The following is a 16,438-nucleotide window of genomic DNA, read 5'->3' on the forward strand; positions in this document are numbered from 1 at the left end:
CCGGAGGACCCCGCCCTGTGATCTCCTGACGCAAGCGTGAGGCCCGCTCCCCCTGTACGGGAGCGGGCCTCACGGCGTTCGGTGGCCTCGTGCGGGGTCAGCCGACCTTGTGCAGCCAGCGGACGGGAGCGCCGTCGCCGGCGTAGCGGAAGGGTTCGAGCTCGTTGTCCCACTCGGTGCCGAGGACCTCCTCGACCATCTCCTGGATGGCCTCGGGTGACCCCTGCGCGAGCATGAGGATCTCCTTGAGCCGCTCCTCGTTGATGACCGCGTCACCACTGGCGGACGTCGTCGAGTGGTGGATGCCCAGGCTAGGGGTGTGTGACCAGCGGGAGCCGTCGCAGCCGGCGCTCGGGTCCTCGGTGACCTCGTAGCGCAGCCCTTGCCACCCGCGCAGCGTCGAGGCCATGCGGGCACCGGTGCCCTGCTCGCCGATCCAGGACCACTCACCACGCATGAGGCCTGGCGCAGCGGGCTGCGGGGACCAGGGAAAAGTGACGCGAGAGCCCGTGGCGGACTCGAGCGCCCACGTGATGTGAGGGCACAGCGCTGCCGGGGCCGAGTGGATGAACACCACTCCCCGGGTCGAGATACGTCGCGTCGCGACAGACATCCTGGCCTCCTTCACGTGCAAGGGACGTCTTCCCCAACGCCTTCGCACGGTCCTTCGGAGGCAACAGATCTGTATGCCGTTCTGCTCGCTATGCAGGCACCCACCGAGTGCCGTTGACTCTCCTGCCACGCATGCCTCACGAGCGAACTCGTGAACCACGGGCCCCATGATGCCGCAGAAGCACCACGAACACCATGTCCGACACCCCATCTGCACGCGACGAAGATCCGGGCCAGTCCGGGAGTGCTAGTCATGAGCACTCCCATTGACCAGAGGTGGATTGCGACTCATAGTCATAACGGCCTAGAAGAAATAGCCATTAGGGGTTGTGGCCGGGGTGGTTGTCCTCCACTATCAGTCCCATCCCGACGCTTTCGGGCCTCCCTTCCTTTCCCTGAGGAGCACCACGATGGACACTCGAAAGACGTCAGGTCGGCCGCTCTTGGCCGTCTTGGCCGCCACCATCACTGGCCTCGGCTGCGTCGCCGGCCTCGCGGCCGGCCCGGCGCAGGCGGCCAAGCCGACCCCGCCACCCCCGCCCACCGCAAACCTCCCGACGTACCCGACCTCGGTGGTCGGCGTGAGCCCTTCCGCCCTGGCGAAGCCGACCGCGTCCGGCAAGACGATTCGCAGCCTGACCATGGACAACGGCACGTTCTACGTCGGCCACGGGGACTACATCGGGAACTCCGGGCCCACCAAGGTGAGCACCTTCGACCCGACCACCCGGACCTTCGCGGAGAGTGGTCTGACGGCTCCGACCGAGGAGATCACGACCTTCCGCAAGCTGGGCGGCAAGCTCTACGCGCCGTGGACCGATCCGACGGGGTCCGCCAGCGCCAACCAGGGCTTCTCCACCAACGCCAGCGGCACCTGGACCAACGAGTTCAAGGCGCCGGCCGAGCACGTCTACGACGTCGCGACCCTCACCGGGTCCGACCTGTGGATGGTGGGTTCGGCCAAGTATCCCGGCACGACCAAGGGTGGCGCGGCTGCCTACCGTTCCACCGACGGTGGGACGACGTGGTCGATGGTCGCCAGGGACACCTCGGTCATCGAGGGCGGGCGTGAGCGCTACTACTGGGCCGCTGCCCTCGGCGGCAAGATGTACCTGCAGGCGACCGACGTCGAAGGTGGCGCACCGCTGCGCGTCTTCGACGGCACCAAGTGGTCGACCCTGGCCGGCCTCAACCCCTGCCACACGGTCGAGGCGCGGGCGGTCGAGGTCTTCAAGGGCAAGATCATCTGCACGAACTACGCCAAAGGCGTCGTGGCCTTCGATGGGCAGAAGGCGACCACGGTCCTGCCCTCGACCGGCTGGAACGTCCTCGACTTCGACATTCCCGGTGACGGCTACATCTACGCCCTCGCCGGGGACGGTGTCTTCCGCAGCGCTGACGGCATGACCTGGAAGGGAGTGGCCAAGACGCCGGACCTCTCCTGGTCGATCGGCGTGCACAACGGCACGGTCTACCTCGGCCAACGCCTGAACGCCACGATCGTGAAGCTGGACGGGCTCAACGTGAACGCGCTCCCCACGACGACCGCGCCGACCACGACGTGCAAGGGCAAGGGCAAGGCCTGCTGATCCGCGGCACGTGACCGACCAGAGCGGGCCGACTCCGACGGGGTCGGCCCGCTCTGATGCCCGGACGGTGGGGCGGCTGGGGCTTGAACCCAGGACCGACGGATTATGAGTCCGCTGCTCTGACCGACTGAGCTACCGCCCCTAAAGCGGAGCCGAGCCTACCCGCGCACGGCGATCGGACGGCATACCCCGCCGTTCTCGCGAGGCACGGCACGTTGCGAATCGGTGTCGCCTCGGCGCAGGTTCGCGTGACGGGCGACGCCGGACGGTAGGTTGCCGCTCATGACTGAGCCCCTGGTCGTCCTCAAGGACGTCAACAAGCACTTCGGCGACCTCCACGTCCTCAAGGACATCCAGATGGAGATCGGCAAGGGAGAGGTCGTCGTCGTCATCGGTCCGTCGGGCTCCGGCAAGTCCACGCTGTGCCGGGCGATCAACCGTCTCGAGACGATCGAGTCCGGGACGATCACGATCGACGGCAACAAGCTCCCCGAGGAGGGCAAGGAGCTCGCCCAGCTCCGCGCGGACGTCGGCATGGTCTTCCAGTCGTTCAACCTCTTCGCCCACAAGACGATCCTCGACAACATCACGCTGGGTCCGATCAAGGTCCGCAAGCAGAAGAAGGACGCCGCCGAGAAGCGCGGCATGGAGCTGCTCGAGCGGGTCGGCGTCGCGCAACAGGCGCAGAAGTTCCCCGCGCAGCTCTCCGGCGGACAGCAGCAGCGGGTCGCCATCGCGCGGTCGCTCGCCATGGAGCCCAAGGTCATGCTCTTCGACGAGCCGACGTCTGCGCTCGACCCCGAGATGATCAACGAGGTGCTCGACGTCATGGTCGGTCTCGCCAAGGAGGGGATGACGATGATCGTGGTCACCCACGAGATGGGCTTCGCCCGCAAGGCCGCCAACCGCGTCGTCTTCATGGACGGCGGTCAGATCGTCGAGGAGAACACCCCCGAGGAGTTCTTCACCAACCCCAAGAGCGACCGGGCCAAGGACTTCCTTGCCAAGATCCTCGCCCACTGACCCAGCCCTAACAGGAGGAAACACATGAAGGTTCGTCAGCTCAGCGCGGTCATCGCCGCATCGGTGCTCACCCTCGGTCTCGCCGCGTGCGGCGACAGCGCCGACACCGGCGGCAACGCCGACGCAGGAAGTGGAAGCGAAGGCGGCGGCAAGGCCGTCAAGATCGGCATCAAGTTCGACCAGCCGGGACTTGGCCTCAAGGAGGGCAACGGCTACACCGGGCTCGACGTCGATGTCGCCAAGTACGTCGCCAAGGAGCTCGGCAGCTCGGAGGGCGACATCAGCTGGGTCCAGGCCCCCTCTGCCCAGCGCGAGACGCTCCTCTCCACCGGTCAGGTGGACATGATCTTCGCGACCTACTCGATCACCGACAAGCGCAAGGCCACCGTGTCCTTCGCCGGGCCGTACTTCATCGCGGGCCAGGACCTCCTCGTCCGCGCCGACGACAGCTCGATCACGGGCCCGGACTCGCTCGCAGGCAAGAAGCTCTGCTCCGTGACGGGGTCGACCTCGGCCGAGAACGTCAAGAAGAAGGTTCCAGGGGTCCAGCTCCAGGAGTTCGGGACCTACTCCGAGTGCGTCGCAGCCCTCGTGTCCAAGGGCATCGACGCCCTGACGACCGACAACACGATCCTCGCCGGCTACGCCGCGCAGGACCAGTACAAGGGCAAGCTCAAGGTCGTCGGCGCCCCGTTCTCCGAGGAGCGCTACGGCGTCGGCATCAAGAAGGGCGACACCGCCATGTGCGAGAAGATCAACACCGCCCTGAAGAAGATGATCGACTCCGGTGACTGGCAGAAGGCCGTGGACGCGAACCTCGGCCCGGCCGGCTTCAAGGTCGACACCGCGACCAACCCGCCCAAGCCGGACGCCTGTTCCTGAGTCCGTCCACAGCGCGGGTATGCCGTCCGCTCACCTTGAGGGGACGGCATACCTGCGCGAACCCACACGTGAGGAGGAAGGACTCCGCCCATGGGTGAGATCCTCAGCAACTACGACGTCCTCGGTGCGTTCTGGTGGACGATCAAGCTGTCGTTCTTCGGCGCCCTCGGCGCCCTGGTCATCGGCACGATCACGGCCGTCATGCGCGTCTCGCCCGTGGCCGTCCTGCGCATGATCGGTGCGGGCTACGTCAACATCTTCCGCAACACCCCGCTGACGCTGCTCATGGTGCTCAGCGTGCTGGGTCTGACCTACATCGTCGGCATCAGCCTGTCCGAGGACATCAACCAGAACGCCATCCGCTGGGCCATCGTCGTCATCGCGGTCTACCACGGAGCGTTCGTGTGCGAGGCCCTGCGGTCCGGCGTCAACACCGTGGACGCAGGCCAGGCCGAAGCCGCTCGCGCGATCGGCCTCACCTTCAGCCAGAGCATGCGCGAGGTCATCCTCCCGCAGGCCTTCCGTGGCGCGATCGCCCCACTGGGGTCAGTCCTCATCGCGCTCATCAAGAACACGACGGTGGCAGCAGTCATCGTCTCGGCCGAGGCAGCGGGTCTGATGCAACGGATCATCGAGTTCGAGGGCGGATCGTTCACGGTCTTCGCCATCTTCGCCCTGGGCTTCGTCATCCTCACCCTGCCGCTCGGGTTGCTCTTCACCTCCCTGTCGCGCCGTCTGGCGGTGAAGCGATGAGCACCTCGGTCCTCTTCGACGCCCCGGGCCCTCGTGCCCGGCGCAGGCACCGCATCCTCACGGTCGTCGGCATCGTGCTCATCGTCGCCATCCTCGGACTCGCCCTGCGCAAGATGCAGCAGGCGGGGCAGCTCGAGCCGGCGCTCTGGAAGCCGTTCCTCACCGACCGGGCAGTGTGGCGTGACTACCTGGTGAACGGGCTCGTGGGCACCTTCAAGGCAGCCGCGATCTCGATCGTCCTGGCCGCCGTGTTCGGGCTGGTCTTCGGCATCGGCCGACTCTCGCCGATCACGCCGATCCGCTGGTTCTGCGGAGTCGTCGTGGAGTTCTTCCGGTCCGTGCCCGTCCTGCTCATGATGATCTTCGCCTACTTCGGGCTCTTCGCCCGGGGCGACCTCTTCTCGGCCTCCACCGCACCGCTCGCAGCCGTGGTCACCGGCCTCACGCTCTACAACGGCTCTGTGCTCGCCGAGCTCGTCCGCTCGGGCGTCTACTCGCTGCCTAAGGGCCAGTCCGAGGCGGGCCTGTCCATCGGTCTGACCTCGTGGCAGACCCTGCGGTCGATCCAGCTCCCTCAGGCCCTCACGGCCATGCTTCCGGCGCTCATCGGCCAGTTCGTCGTCATCCTCAAGGACTCGGCCCTGGGCTACCAGGTGACCTATCCAGAGCTGCTCAACTGGTCCAAGACCCTGGGTTCCGCCTTCTCCAACACGGTGCCGGCCTACCTCGTCGCAGCGATGCTGTTCATCCTGATGAACTACACCCTCACGGTCATCGCCGGACGGGTGTCGCGACGGATCAACCGGCGCGGCAAGACCGCCGGCGGAGCGCAGACCAACGCGATGCCCGGCGCACCCCTGGGAACAGGGACCATGCCCGCCCAAGGAGTCGGTGGCTCCAACGTCCAGAACATCGACCCGACCAGCACCGCGCGCTGACCGGACCACGACGAAGGGCCCGGATCGCGATGATCCGGGCCCTTCGTCCGTCTGCTCCCCCGGTTGGACTCGAACCAACAACCTGCCGATTAACAGTCGGCTGCTCTGCCAATTGAGCTACAGGGGAATGACATCCACACCACACTGATTCAGTGCTGTCGGCGCCAGGCGGCGTGCTGCGGGCAGCGCGCTGCGCAACGATAGCAAAGGGTGGGGCCTGTCACGAAAACGCCCCACGTGACCCCTCTACCGCAACGTCGGTCAGTCGAGACCGACCTGCTCGCGCAGCCGGTCGAGCGCGGCTCGGGTCTCCTCGCGCACCCCGGGATCGGTGGAACGCACGCCGCGGCCGAGAATCGTCTGCCCCATCAGCGCACCGTTGGCGAGGTCCTTGCGGACGACCACGCGGGCCCTGCGCTTCGGGCCGAGCTCGACCTCGTCGGAGAGCACGACCGTGGCCTGGACCCGCTCGCGCAGCACCTGCGGGAACGTCCCGGGGTCGCCGAGCTCCCACACCGTCGCCGGCGCCTTGTCCACCCAGTTCACCGTGAGGTGTGCCGTCTCGTCGTCCCAGGATCCCGTGTCGACCATGTGCCACGGCCGGTCGAGCTCCACGGAACCGTCGCGGACGGCATACACGTGCGTCTTCGTCGCGACGAGGTATGCCGTGGTGCGCGCATCGCGCACCACGGACAGGACGTCGGCGGCTCGCTCGCCCAACGTCGAGCTGACCTCGTCGGGGATCTCGGGCCCACGTCGGCCCAGGCGTCCCAGCCTCATGACGTGAGCCGATCACGCATGCGGGCACGGTTCATCTCGAGCTCGATGAGTCGGCGGGAGCGGGCACGGAGGGCCTCCTGGTCGGGTTCGGGCGAGTTCTGCAGACGTCGGATCGCCGCGGTCTCGTCAGCGATCTGACGGCTCAGGCCCGAGTCGTGGACCCCGATGACGAGGGACTCGAGGTAGCGCTGCGGCGGCAGGCCGGTGGTGGTGTCGACCTTCGTCGGCAGGGGGGCCACGGACAGCTCGGCAAGCAGGCCTCGGACGGCCAGGGGCGCGGCCTCGGCGACGGCAGCGGCCCACCCCGCCGTCGAGAGCTGCGACGCACGAGCGGCCACGGTGCGCACTCCGTCGAAGATCGCCGCGTGCGCGGGGGCGGTGAACGCCACGGGTGGGATCGCGTCGATCGTCTCGGTCGTGAACCGGGTGGGGTACTGCAGCAGCGCCTGCAGCAGCTGCCGCTCGTTGTTGACGACCGGGTCGCGCAGGTTCGGCGGGGGCAGCGCGGCCGCGCCCTCCTGGGCGTTGGGCTCGGGAACGTCGTCGGTCGACGCGGGCGTGCGGTCCGCGGACCGACCCGATGCGGCGCCGTCAGCACCTTCACGGGCCTTGATCCGACCAGCGCGCTGGACCTCGATCAGGACCTGCTCGACCTCGACGCCGAGCATGCCGGCGACGCTGCGCATGTACTCGGGGCGCAGGGACGAGTCGCGGATCGAGTTGATGATGGGCGCGACGGCCTGCATCGCCTGGACACGACCTTCGGGGGTCTCGAGGTCGAAGCGCTTCATCGTGGTGCGCACCGCGAACTCGAACATCGGCACGGCGTCGTCGACGAGGGCCTTGACCGCCTCACCTCCCTTGGCGAGCCGGAGGTCGCACGGGTCCATGCCGTCCGGGGCCACGGCGACGAACGACTGCGAGGCCCAGCGCTGGTCCTCGCCGAACGCCTTCATCGCGGCCTTCTGCCCGGCGGCGTCGCCGTCGAACGTGAAGATCACCTTGGCGGGCGCCCCGTCGGCCTCGTCGCGCATGATGCGGCGCAGGATCTTGATGTGGTCGATGCCGAAGGCCGTGCCACACGTCGCCACCGCGCCCTCGACGCCGGAGAGCTGGGCGGCCATCACGTCGGTGTAGCCCTCGACGATGACGGCCTGCCGGTCGCGGGCGATCGCCTTCTTGGCGGCGTCGAGGCCGTAGAGCACCAGCGACTTCTTGTAGATGGGCGTCTCGGACGTGTTGAGGTACTTCGCGGCGATCCGGTCGTCGTCGAGCAGTCGGCGGGCACCGAAGCCCACCGTGTCGCCCGTGACGTCGCGGATCGGCCAGACGAGGCGGCCCCGGAACCGGTCGTAGAGTCCCCGGCTCCCTCGGCCGGAGAGGCCGGCGGTGACCACCTCGTCCTCGGTGAAGCCCTTCTCACGCAGGTGCCGGGTCAGGTCCTCGCCACCTCGTGGCGCGAAGCCCATCCCGAACTGCTCGGCGATCGCCCGGTTGAACCCGCGGTCGCGCATGAAGTCACGACCGGGGCGGGCGTCGGGCCGGTCGACGAGGATCGATGCATAGAACTCCTCGGCGACGCGGTGAGCCTCGATGAGCCGCGACCGCTTGCCGATGCCGCCCTCGCGCGGACCACCACCCTCCTCGTAGCGCAGCTCCATGCCGATCTTGGCGGCGAGGCGCTCGATCGTCTCGGAGAACGTCAGGTGCTCGACCTTCTGCACGAACGAGATGACGTCGCCGCCCTCCCCGCAGCCGAAGCAGTGGTAGGCCCCCACCGCCGGGCGCACGGTGAACGACGGTGTCTTCTCGTCGTGGAAGGGGCAGAGGCCCTTGAGGGAGCCGACGCCTCCGGGTCGCAGTGTCACGTGGTCACGCACGACGTCCTCGATGGAGGAGCGCTCCTTGACGGTCTGGATGTCGTCAGCGTTGATCCGGCCCGCCACGCGTCCTCCGTCCGTGCTCGTCTGCTGGTGTGCTCGTCTGCTGGTGTGCTCGAGCGTTGCTGTGCTCAACTCCGGGTGGGTGCTCAGTATGCCGCGACGAACTTTGCGGGGATGTGTCGTATCCCCAGCCCGCCGTTCGTGGAGGACATGACACCGCCCCACGGGGCTCCCCCTCTTGGAAGGATCAGCACCATGCGCACCCTCATCGTCTCCGAGTTCATCTCCCTCGACGGAGTCGTCGAGTCACCGGACTGGACGTTCGAGGTCGTCGAGCACGACGACGCCGCCTACGAGATCAAGGGCCGTGAGCAGGCCGACGCCGGTTGCCTGCTCCTCGGGCGGCAGAGCTACGACGAGTTCGCGCCGGTGTGGCCGACCATGGAGGAGTTCGCCGACTACAACGCCATGCCGAAGTACGTCGTCTCCAGCACCCTGACCGACCCCGAGTGGAACAACACCAGCGTCCTGCGCAGCCTCGACGAGGTGGCCGCCCTCAAGGAGTCCGAGGAGCCCGGGACGATCCTCGTCCACGCGAGCGCCACCCTCGCCCAGGGCCTTGCCGCGGCGGGCCTCGTCGACCGCTACCACCTGCTCGTCTACCCGGTCGTCCTCGGCAGGGGCAAGCGCCTCTTCCTGACCGACGGCGACAGCCGGCAGCGCCTCACGCTCACCGAGCACGCGGCATACGGCAACGGGGTGCAGCTCAACGTCCTCGACGTCGTCCGCTGAGCCGAGCCGTCAGCACCACTGACGGTGCAGGTGGAGCGCTCGCACGTCGGTGAGCGAGGCGACCTGGTCGATGACCACCCGAAGCGCGTCACCGTCGTCGACCGCCGCGTCGTGGTCGGCTCGCAGCTCGGGATCGAGCCGCGTGGGGTCGTGGCGGTAGGCCGCGACGAGGTCCGCGACGACGTCCCGCTCCCCCGCCATGAGCTCGACCCGCTCGACGACGTTCATGACGAAGTGGGCAGCCGTGGCCTTGAGGACGGCGCACTCGGCCCGGGTCGCGTCGGGGACGACGAGGTCGGCCTCGTGCCGCACGAGCTCCCCCCAGCCGTGACGCTCGCGCGTGGCCACCTCGACGGCCTGGACGAAGCGGCCGATGAGTCGTGACGTCATGTCCTTGAGATGGGCCAGGTCGGCACGGGTCGATGCGTATGCCGTGGGCAGGGTGTCCGTGGCGAGGATCCGTTCCAGCGCCTCACCGAGGGCGTCGCGTGACAGGTCCGTCGCATAGGTCGCCGTGGCCACGTCGAGCACGGCGTCGACGTCGACGCCGCTGCGGAGCAGCCGCGGATCCAGCCGGCCGGACGCGATGGCGTCCTCGACGTCGTGCACGGAGTAGGCGACGTCGTCGGACCAGTCCATGACCTCGGCCTCGAAGGCGCGCTGCCCGGCCGGGGCGCCCTCGCGGAACCACTCGAAGACCGGAAGGTCACCGGCATACACTCCGAACTTCGGTGTGGGAGAGGGTGACTCACCGCGCGCCCAGGGGTACTTCGTCGTGGCGTCGAGCGAGGCGCGAGTGAGGTTGAGCCCGGCAGGCCGCCCGTCGGCGTGGAAGCGCTTCGGCTCGAGCCGGGTGAGGATGCGCAGGGTCTGGGCGTTGCCCTCGAAGCCGCCGATCTCCGAGGCGATCGCGTTGAGCGCGGTCTCGCCGTTGTGACCGAACGGCGGATGACCGAGGTCGTGGGCCAGGCAGGCGGTGTCGACGACATCGGCGTCGCACCCGAGCGCCGCCCCGAACTCGCGACCGATCTGGGCCACCTCGAGGCTGTGGGTGAGCCGGTTGCGGATGAAGTCGTCGCTGCCGGGCTGGAGCACCTGCGTCTTGGCCGAGAGGCGGCGCAGGGACGCCGAGTGCACGAGGCGCGCCCGGTCGCGAGCGAAGTCGTCACGGTCGGCGCGCTTGTGGGCCGGGTCCTCGGCGACCCAGCGCTCCCGGTCGCCGGCGGTGTAGGTCACGCAGACGACCCTAGAGGGTCGAGCAGCAACGCCCCTTAGGGTGGCACCAGGTCGGGACACCATCCCGAGGAGAGCGACGAAGGGGCTGGCGCGTGCGGACAGGGGTGGCCTCGTGGGTGACGGGTGCGGTGGCCCTGCTGCTCTCGGTGAGCGCCTGCACGGGTGGCGACCCCGACGGTGGCTCGGGTGGCGACGGCGCGCAGTCCACCGACGGTTCGACCACCCCGGACCGCAGAGCCGACCCGACGGACACGACCGGGCCCATCAAGGCCGCCGCCAAGGCAGCAGGCTCGGTCGTCGTCACCCGGACGCTGACGGAGGCCGACGGTGACGTGACCCAGGAGGAGATCGAGACCGCCTTCACCACCCCGCCCTCAGCCCGGGTCCTGCACGTCGGCGAGGAGATCTGGACGCTCGACGTCGTCGAGGGCGTGGGCTGGGTCAAGGACCAGAGCGAGAAGAAGTCCAACAACAGGTGGAAGCAGCTGGGCGAGCGAGAGACGGCGCAGCGGCTCGAGGGCGCGACCCTCGACGGCCTGCTCGGCGTGCTCGACGCGGCCACCTCGGTCTCGAAGGCCTCGACGGCGTCGGTCAGGGGCGTGGAGGCCACCTGCCACACGTTCGGTCTGGACGCCAACCAGGGGACCGACGCCACGGCCAAGGTGTGCGCGGACGACAAGCAGCGCCCGGTCGAGGTCGTGGTGAGGTCCGGCGGGGACACCACGACCTCGGTGTTCATGAGCTGGGGGTCGAAGATCACGGCCATGGCGCCGCCGGAGCACCTGGTCGACCAGGCGGACTAGCCCGTCCCGCCGCCGGTCGCCTCGGCAGCGGCTGTCGCGGCGCGCTCGACCCACCTGGGTGCCGTGCCGTAGCGCTGGCTCGGGATGAGCCGACCGTGCGCGCAGTCGTCGATCAGCTGGAGGAGCCGCTTCTCACGGGTCTCCTCGCGCTTGGCGCTCGCCACCCAGTTCTCGGCCACCTTGCGGTAGGACGCCGACGCGACCTCCCAGAACGCCGCCGCAGCCGGGTCGGCGAGCAGCTGCGCACGCTGCGCCTCGGTCAGCTCCCGTCCCGCCTCGTAGGCGTAGATGCCACTCCGCTCGGGCTTGCGCTTCTCGTAGGCAGCGATGCCGGCCGGCAGCATCCTTCCCTCGGCAGTCAGCCGCTCGACGTGCGCGATGTTGACGGCGCTCCAGATGCTGGAGGACTTGCGCGGCGTCCACCGCTGGCGCCGGCTGTCCTCGTCGATGCGCTGCGAGACGCTGTCGATCCAGCCGAAGCAGAGTGCCTCGGGGACGGCGTCCTCCCACGTGAGACCGCGCTCAGGGACGTGCTTCTTGTGCAGCCCCATCCAGAGCTCGGTGGCGGTCTCGTGGTGGGCCTCGAGCCAGGCACGGAACTCGGCTGCGTCACGGAAGAAGAGCGCGGGACGCTCGGGCGAGCCGCCCGGCACACCGATCTGGGTCATGCACGCAGTCTGTCAGCCACCTGAGACAGAGAGCTCGGCCTGGGCGATCTGGGCGCGCTGGGCCTCGTTGAGCTCGCGCGAGCGCAGCCAGTTCTCGGGGAGGGCCACGACGCGGGGAGAGCCGGCGCGTCCACGCTGGCCCTCGGCCGGATCCCCGGGCCAGGGCGCGTCGAGGTCCATCGTGCCGATGAGGTCGTCGAGCGCCTGGAGCCCGTCGACGAGGGCGAGCTGGTTGCGGACGGTGGAACCGGCCGGGAAGCCCTTGAGGTACCAGGCGATGTGCTTGCGGATGTCGCGGCACGCGCGCAGCTCGTCGCCGTCATAGAAGTCGACGAGGTATGCCGTGTGCCGCCGGAGCGTGTCCGTCACCTCACGCAGCCCCGGCTGGACCCGGGTCGGCGTGCCCGCGAAGGCTGCTGCGAGGTCGGTGAAGAGCCACGGGCGCCCGAGGCATCCGCGCCCGACGACGACGCCGTCGCAACCCGTCTGGCGAACCATCTCGAGCGCGTCCTCGGCGGACCAGATGTCACCGTTGCCGAGGACCGGCACCGTCGTCACGGCTTCCTTGAGCCGGGCGATGGCAGACCAGTCGGCCTGGCCCGAGTAGGCCTGTGCCGCAGTCCTCCCGTGAAGGGCCACGGCGGCGGCGCCCTCACCCTCGGCGATGCGCCCGGCGTCGAGGTAGGTGATGTGGTCGGCGTCGATGCCGATGCGCATCTTGACCGTGACAGGCACGTCGTAGGGGTTGGCCTCGCGCACCACGGCGCTGACGATGCCGCGGAAGAGCTCGGTCTTCCAGGGCAGGGCCGCTCCCCCACCCTTGCGGGTCACCTTGGGCACGGGGCAGCCGAAGTTGAGGTCGATGTGGTCGGCGCGGTCCTCGGTGACGAGCATGCGCGCGGCGAGCCCGGCGGTCACCGGGTCGACCGAGTAGAGCTGCACCGACCTGGGGTGCTCCTCCGGGCCATGGCTGATGAGCCGCATCGTCTCGGGGGTGCGTTCGACGAGGGCGCGCGACGTCACCATCTCGTTGACATAGAGGCTCGTCGCACCGCTCGCTCCACCGGCAACGGATCCGGCAGAACCGTATTCACGGCACAGTCGCCGGAACGCCCGGTTGGTGATCCCGGCCATCGGCGCGAGGACGACGGGCGACTGGATCGTGTGACGGCCGATCTGCAACGGGGGCAGGACGGGCTTGGCGGTGGCGGCTGGGCCGATCGTGGAAGCACTCATGACCCCTCGATTGTCCCACTGGTTGACTGGGCCCCATGTCCACGCTCCTCACGCCTGCCGAGCTCACCGCCCTCGTCGACGCCGGCGAGGTCCGGGTGCTCGACGTGCAGTACTCGTTGGCGGGGGACGGACCCAGCCTGTATGCCGCGGCGCACGTCCCTGGCGCTCCGCACCTCGACCTCGACGCGGTCCTGGCAGGACCTCCCGGCGAGGGCGGCCGACACCCGCTGCCCGACCCCGATGTGCTCCAGGAGGGACTTCGAGCTCTTGGGGTGCACGACGGTGACGGTCTCGTCGTCTATGACCAGCAGACGTCCTTGGGCTCGGCCCGGGCATGGTGGGTGCTGCGCTGGGCCGGCCTCACGGACGTGCGGGTGCTCGACGGTGGGCTTGCCGCGTGGCAGGACGCCGGTCTGCCGGTGACCACCGACGTCCCGGCCCCGGCCACGGGTGACGTGACGGTGCACGTCGGATCGGTCCCCGTCCTCGATGCCGAAGCGGCAGCGAGAGTGGCGCAGGACGGCATACTCCTCGATTCACGTGCAGGAGAACGCTTCAGGGGCGAGACCGAGCCGATTGACGCGGTCGCCGGCCACATCCCCGGCGCCCGCAGCGCACCGATGGCGGACCAGCTGCAGGCTGATGGCCGGTTCAGGTCCCCCGAGGAGCTGCGCGACTACTTCACGGGGCTCGGCGCGGAGAACGCACGTCACATCGGCACGTCGTGCGGGTCGGGTGTCACCGCGGCCCACACGGCCCTCGCCCTGCACCTCGCCGGCTTCGAGGCCACGCCCTACATCGGCTCGTGGAGCCACTGGATCACCGACCCCGAGCGCCCCGTGGAGACCGGATCAGGGGGCTAGCGCCACGGCCGCGGCGGAGGCGCCGATGACCGCCTGCTCCTGCGACCCGGGCAGGGTCGACACACGGCGCAACCCACCGGAGCCGACGTCCCAGGCGAGCAGGTCCCTGGCGTTCCAGCGGATGAGGACCTGGTCGTTGTAGGCCCACCCGAGGACCTCGCAGCACCCCTTGGCCACCCCCTCGCTCCCGGGAGCGATGAGGAGCCGCGCCGAACCCATGTCCTCGGTGTCGACCGTGAAGACACCCTGGAACAGCCGCTCGGGATGCCGGGTGTTCGCCTCCCTCGCGGCGACCTGGCTGAGGAACCCCCCGGTGGCGACTCGACTGTCGGCGTTGGTGAAGGTCGACCCCCAGACATCGCCGAGGACTCGTGGCCCCGTGAGTGTTCCGCTCGAGGCGCCCTGCTCGTCGAAACTCAGAACGCGCAGCTCGTCGTCCCCGGCGACGACGACCTCGTGGCGCCCGGGCCGAGTTGCCGGACCCAGTCGCTGCACCACCCCCGTGTGGAGGGTGATCCGCCAGTGAGAGGTCCGCGACGAAGCGATGATCGATGCCCCGTTCGAGGTCCACCCGCCACTCTCGAGGTGCTGGTCCGGGACGGCGAACGTCTGCGTCTCACCCGTGAAGGCATCGAGCACGAGGACCTTGCCCGACTGGAGGAAGAGCACGTGACGCCGGTCGCCGGCGATCGCCGTGACCTCCAGTGGCTCCGACGTGGTGCCGCCCTCGTCCACGTTCGGCACGAGCGTGATCGTGTCCACGAGCATGAAGGGGTTGCTCAGCGTGGGGCGCACGAGCACCGGCCGCAACCCCTCGGCCGAGTAGCGCAGCAGCACGGCCCGCACGGGTGCTCCGTTGCCGCCCACCTCGCTCAGCGTGGGCATCTGCAGGACGGGGCTGAAGGCCAGCACCTCGGGCAGCGCGAGCTGCCGTCTCGTGAGGTCGTCGATCTTGGGCAGGGTGCCGATCTGGGCCGGGTCGGGACCCACCTGGCTCGTGACCTCGAGCAGGCTGAACGCTCGCGGGTCCCACGGCGTGTCCCGCGACGCCGTGATGGACGTCGAGGGGGCGGGGGCCGGGAGCGCGGAACCCCGGTCGGCGTCGTTCGGGAGGACGAGGGCGACGGCCATGATGCCGGCCGCACCGAGGACGACCCCGGCTGCGACACGGCGGCGCCGGTGACGACGCGCCGCCGCCCCCGCCCGTGCGGCATCGACGAAGTCGCTCTCGGCCACCGACTCGGCTGCGTCAGCCAGCAGCCCGGCGAGCGCCTCGCCCGCGCGGGCCTGGCTCCGGACGCTGCCGAGCGTGGTGCCCAGGATGTCTGCTGTCTCCCGCTCGCTCCGGTGCTCGAAGAACCGCAGGACGGTGACAGCGCGTTGTCTCGGCGGGAGGCGGTCGAGCACGAGGCCGTGGTGGGGTGCGGCGCGGCCGGCCGAGCGCGGCAGGGACGTCGGTGGGCTGCGTCGCGCCGAGATCGCGGCACGATACATCTGTGATCGCACGAACGTGTCCGGACTGTCGTCCTTGACCTTGGACCAGTGCAGGGCGAGCGCGCTGAACGCTGCCTCCACGAGATCCTTCGCGATGCTCACGTCCCCTAAGACGAGGTATGCCGCACGGAGCAGCTGGTGCTGGCGCGCGCGGACGAAGTCGGCGAACTCGTCCTCGACTTCGTTCTGCGCCCGGGTCACCCCGTCAGTGTCCACCTCATCCGCATCAGCCGGAGGCGCGGCGCAGCAGCTCCGTGAAGTCGGTGACCTCGTCGAAGCGCTCCGTGAAGCCGGCCTCACGCTCTTCGTCCCGTGCGGGCAGGAAGCCCGAATGAGCCGACGCCGCACCGGCTGTGGCACCCAGCAGCGTCACGACCAGCTCGGCCGCGGCGCGGTCGATCCGACGGTCGAGGCCGACCGTGCCGAAGTCGTCGGTCGCTGCCATGACACCGGTGGGCACGACCGACGCGTGCAGATAGCTGAAGAGCGGGCGCATGGCGTGGTCGAGCATGAGCGAGTGCCGAGCCGACCCGCCGGTCGCCCCGAGGAGGACTGGCTTGCCGTCGAGCACGCCGACGTCGAGGTTGTCGAAGAAGGCCTTGAACAACCCGCTGTAGGAGCCCGAGAAGACCGGCGTGACGGCGATGAGCGCGTCCGCCCCGGTGACCAGCTCGATGGCCGCGGTGAGCTCCCCGCTGGGGAAGCGGGTGAGCATCTGGTCGGCGATGAGCCGTGCGAGCGGACGGAGCTCGATGACCTCGACGCTCGCCTCCTCGCCGTGAGCGGTCACGTGGCGGTCGACGGCCTCGACGAGCCGGTCGGTGAGCAGCCGGGTCGAGCTCGGCTCGGACAGGCCAGCGGTGACGGCGACGATGCGACGGGTCAT

The 16,438-nt window shown here is 69.3% G+C and carries 16 protein-coding genes and 2 tRNA genes; 8 read left to right on the forward strand and 10 right to left on the reverse strand.

The genetic code is table 11. The features are described from left to right. Positions 1–97: 97 nt before the first annotated feature. On the reverse strand, positions 98–613 hold the full coding sequence (locus ACFQW8_RS00305) for a DUF3145 domain-containing protein (protein WP_380084981.1): 516 nt from the start codon (positions 611–613) through the stop codon (positions 98–100). Positions 614–1,022: 409 nt separating this feature from the next. Between ACFQW8_RS00305 and ACFQW8_RS00310 the strand changes: the two genes are divergently transcribed. Further along, positions 1,023–2,201 carry a hypothetical protein gene (locus tag ACFQW8_RS00310; RefSeq protein WP_380084982.1) on the forward strand — a complete coding sequence of 393 codons (1,179 nt, stop codon included), beginning with the start codon at positions 1,023–1,025 and terminating at the stop codon, positions 2,199–2,201. A gap of 68 nt (positions 2,202–2,269) precedes the next feature. Here the strand turns inward: ACFQW8_RS00310 and ACFQW8_RS00315 are convergent. Next, positions 2,270–2,343, reverse strand: a tRNA-Ile gene (locus ACFQW8_RS00315). Positions 2,344–2,483: 140 nt separating this feature from the next. Here ACFQW8_RS00315 and ACFQW8_RS00320 point away from each other — a divergent pair. From ACFQW8_RS00320 to ACFQW8_RS00335, 4 genes are all read left to right on the forward strand, one after another. Continuing rightward, complete coding sequence (locus ACFQW8_RS00320; protein ID WP_380084983.1) at positions 2,484–3,224, forward strand: amino acid ABC transporter ATP-binding protein; 741 nt, start codon at positions 2,484–2,486, stop codon at positions 3,222–3,224. 24 nt (positions 3,225–3,248) lie between these two features. Further along, on the forward strand, positions 3,249–4,106 hold the full coding sequence (locus tag ACFQW8_RS00325; RefSeq protein WP_380084984.1) for a glutamate ABC transporter substrate-binding protein: 858 nt from the start codon (positions 3,249–3,251) through the stop codon (positions 4,104–4,106). Positions 4,107–4,196: 90 nt separating this feature from the next. After that, positions 4,197–4,859 carry an amino acid ABC transporter permease gene (locus ACFQW8_RS00330; protein ID WP_380084985.1) on the forward strand — a complete coding sequence of 221 codons (663 nt, stop codon included), beginning with the start codon at positions 4,197–4,199 and terminating at the stop codon, positions 4,857–4,859. After that, positions 4,856–5,797: an amino acid ABC transporter permease gene (locus tag ACFQW8_RS00335; protein ID WP_380084986.1), complete on the forward strand. Its 942-nt coding sequence runs from the start codon at positions 4,856–4,858 to the stop codon at positions 5,795–5,797. Before ACFQW8_RS00330 ends, ACFQW8_RS00335 begins: the two co-directional genes overlap by 4 nt. A gap of 54 nt (positions 5,798–5,851) precedes the next feature. On the opposite strand, the gene ACFQW8_RS00340 is transcribed toward ACFQW8_RS00335, so the two are convergent. The 3 genes from ACFQW8_RS00340 to dnaG form a co-directional block, all read right to left on the reverse strand. Beyond that, positions 5,852–5,924: transfer RNA gene (locus ACFQW8_RS00340), tRNA-Asn, on the reverse strand. Between the two features lie 134 nt (positions 5,925–6,058). After that, positions 6,059–6,577 (reverse strand): hypothetical protein, encoded by a 519-nt coding sequence (locus ACFQW8_RS00345; RefSeq protein ID WP_380084987.1) that lies wholly within the window; start codon positions 6,575–6,577, stop codon positions 6,059–6,061. Then, positions 6,574–8,523, reverse strand: a complete 1,950-nt coding sequence (gene dnaG, locus ACFQW8_RS00350) for a DNA primase (protein WP_380088539.1) — start codon at positions 8,521–8,523, stop codon at positions 6,574–6,576. The genes ACFQW8_RS00345 and dnaG overlap by 4 nt, the downstream gene beginning before the upstream one ends. Positions 8,524–8,715: 192 nt before the next feature. Here dnaG and ACFQW8_RS00355 point away from each other — a divergent pair, with 192 nt between their 5' ends. Next, positions 8,716–9,252, forward strand: coding sequence for a dihydrofolate reductase family protein (locus tag ACFQW8_RS00355; RefSeq protein WP_380084988.1), 537 nt, complete (start codon positions 8,716–8,718; stop codon positions 9,250–9,252). Between the two features lie 9 nt (positions 9,253–9,261). On the opposite strand, the gene ACFQW8_RS00360 is transcribed toward ACFQW8_RS00355, so the two are convergent. Continuing rightward, positions 9,262–10,488 (reverse strand): deoxyguanosinetriphosphate triphosphohydrolase, encoded by a 1,227-nt coding sequence (locus ACFQW8_RS00360; RefSeq protein ID WP_380084989.1) that lies wholly within the window; start codon positions 10,486–10,488, stop codon positions 9,262–9,264. A gap of 92 nt (positions 10,489–10,580) precedes the next feature. Here ACFQW8_RS00360 and ACFQW8_RS00365 point away from each other — a divergent pair, with 92 nt between their 5' ends. Continuing rightward, a complete protein-coding gene (locus ACFQW8_RS00365) occupies positions 10,581–11,291 on the forward strand; it encodes a hypothetical protein (protein ID WP_380084990.1) in 711 nt (236 codons plus the stop codon). Here the strand turns inward: ACFQW8_RS00365 and ACFQW8_RS00370 are convergent. Next, complete coding sequence (locus ACFQW8_RS00370) at positions 11,288–11,959, reverse strand: YdeI/OmpD-associated family protein (RefSeq protein WP_380084991.1); 672 nt, start codon at positions 11,957–11,959, stop codon at positions 11,288–11,290. The two genes, ACFQW8_RS00365 and ACFQW8_RS00370, sit on opposite strands and share 4 nt — an antisense overlap. A 12-nt stretch (positions 11,960–11,971) precedes the next feature. Next, complete coding sequence (gene dusB / locus ACFQW8_RS00375; protein ID WP_380084992.1) at positions 11,972–13,195, reverse strand: tRNA dihydrouridine synthase DusB; 1,224 nt, start codon at positions 13,193–13,195, stop codon at positions 11,972–11,974. Positions 13,196–13,230: 35 nt separating this feature from the next. On the opposite strand from dusB, the gene ACFQW8_RS00380 reads away from it, so the two are divergent. Continuing rightward, positions 13,231–14,058: a sulfurtransferase gene (locus ACFQW8_RS00380; RefSeq protein ID WP_380084993.1), complete on the forward strand. Its 828-nt coding sequence runs from the start codon at positions 13,231–13,233 to the stop codon at positions 14,056–14,058. Here the strand turns inward: ACFQW8_RS00380 and ACFQW8_RS00385 are convergent. Together ACFQW8_RS00385 and ACFQW8_RS00390 are read right to left on the reverse strand one after the other, a co-directional pair. After that, positions 14,047–15,753, reverse strand: a complete 1,707-nt coding sequence (locus ACFQW8_RS00385; protein ID WP_380084994.1) for a sigma factor-like helix-turn-helix DNA-binding protein — start codon at positions 15,751–15,753, stop codon at positions 14,047–14,049. The genes ACFQW8_RS00380 and ACFQW8_RS00385 overlap by 12 nt on opposite strands. 25 nt (positions 15,754–15,778) lie before the next feature. After that, positions 15,779–16,438 carry an FMN reductase gene (locus tag ACFQW8_RS00390; protein ID WP_380084995.1) on the reverse strand — a complete coding sequence of 220 codons (660 nt, stop codon included), beginning with the start codon at positions 16,436–16,438 and terminating at the stop codon, positions 15,779–15,781.

It is taken from the genome of Knoellia altitudinis (genome assembly GCF_042666355.1).
GTDB classification, from domain to species: Bacteria; Actinomycetota; Actinomycetes; order Actinomycetales; family Dermatophilaceae; genus Knoellia; species Knoellia altitudinis.

Excerpts from the sequence above, each read along its gene's own strand:
- ACFQW8_RS00355 (WP_380084988.1), top strand. The coding sequence starts at position 8,716 with ATGCGCACCCTCATCGTCTCCGAGTTCATCTCCCTCGACGGAGTCGTC.
- ACFQW8_RS00345 (WP_380084987.1), bottom strand. The coding sequence starts at position 6,577 with ATGAGGCTGGGACGCCTGGGCCGACGTGGGCCCGAGATCCCCGACGAG.
- ACFQW8_RS00390 (WP_380084995.1), bottom strand. The coding sequence starts at position 16,438 with ATGACCCGTCGCATCGTCGCCGTCACCGCTGGCCTGTCCGAGCCGAGC.
- ACFQW8_RS00380 (WP_380084993.1), top strand. The coding sequence starts at position 13,231 with ATGTCCACGCTCCTCACGCCTGCCGAGCTCACCGCCCTCGTCGACGCC.
- ACFQW8_RS00320 (WP_380084983.1), top strand. The coding sequence starts at position 2,484 with ATGACTGAGCCCCTGGTCGTCCTCAAGGACGTCAACAAGCACTTCGGC.
- ACFQW8_RS00330 (WP_380084985.1), top strand. The coding sequence starts at position 4,197 with ATGGGTGAGATCCTCAGCAACTACGACGTCCTCGGTGCGTTCTGGTGG.
- ACFQW8_RS00335 (WP_380084986.1), top strand. The coding sequence starts at position 4,856 with ATGAGCACCTCGGTCCTCTTCGACGCCCCGGGCCCTCGTGCCCGGCGC.
- ACFQW8_RS00310 (WP_380084982.1), top strand. The coding sequence starts at position 1,023 with ATGGACACTCGAAAGACGTCAGGTCGGCCGCTCTTGGCCGTCTTGGCC.
- ACFQW8_RS00370 (WP_380084991.1), bottom strand. The coding sequence starts at position 11,959 with ATGACCCAGATCGGTGTGCCGGGCGGCTCGCCCGAGCGTCCCGCGCTC.
- ACFQW8_RS00325 (WP_380084984.1), top strand. The coding sequence starts at position 3,249 with ATGAAGGTTCGTCAGCTCAGCGCGGTCATCGCCGCATCGGTGCTCACC.
- dusB (WP_380084992.1), bottom strand. The coding sequence starts at position 13,195 with ATGAGTGCTTCCACGATCGGCCCAGCCGCCACCGCCAAGCCCGTCCTG.
- ACFQW8_RS00305 (WP_380084981.1), bottom strand. The coding sequence starts at position 613 with ATGTCTGTCGCGACGCGACGTATCTCGACCCGGGGAGTGGTGTTCATC.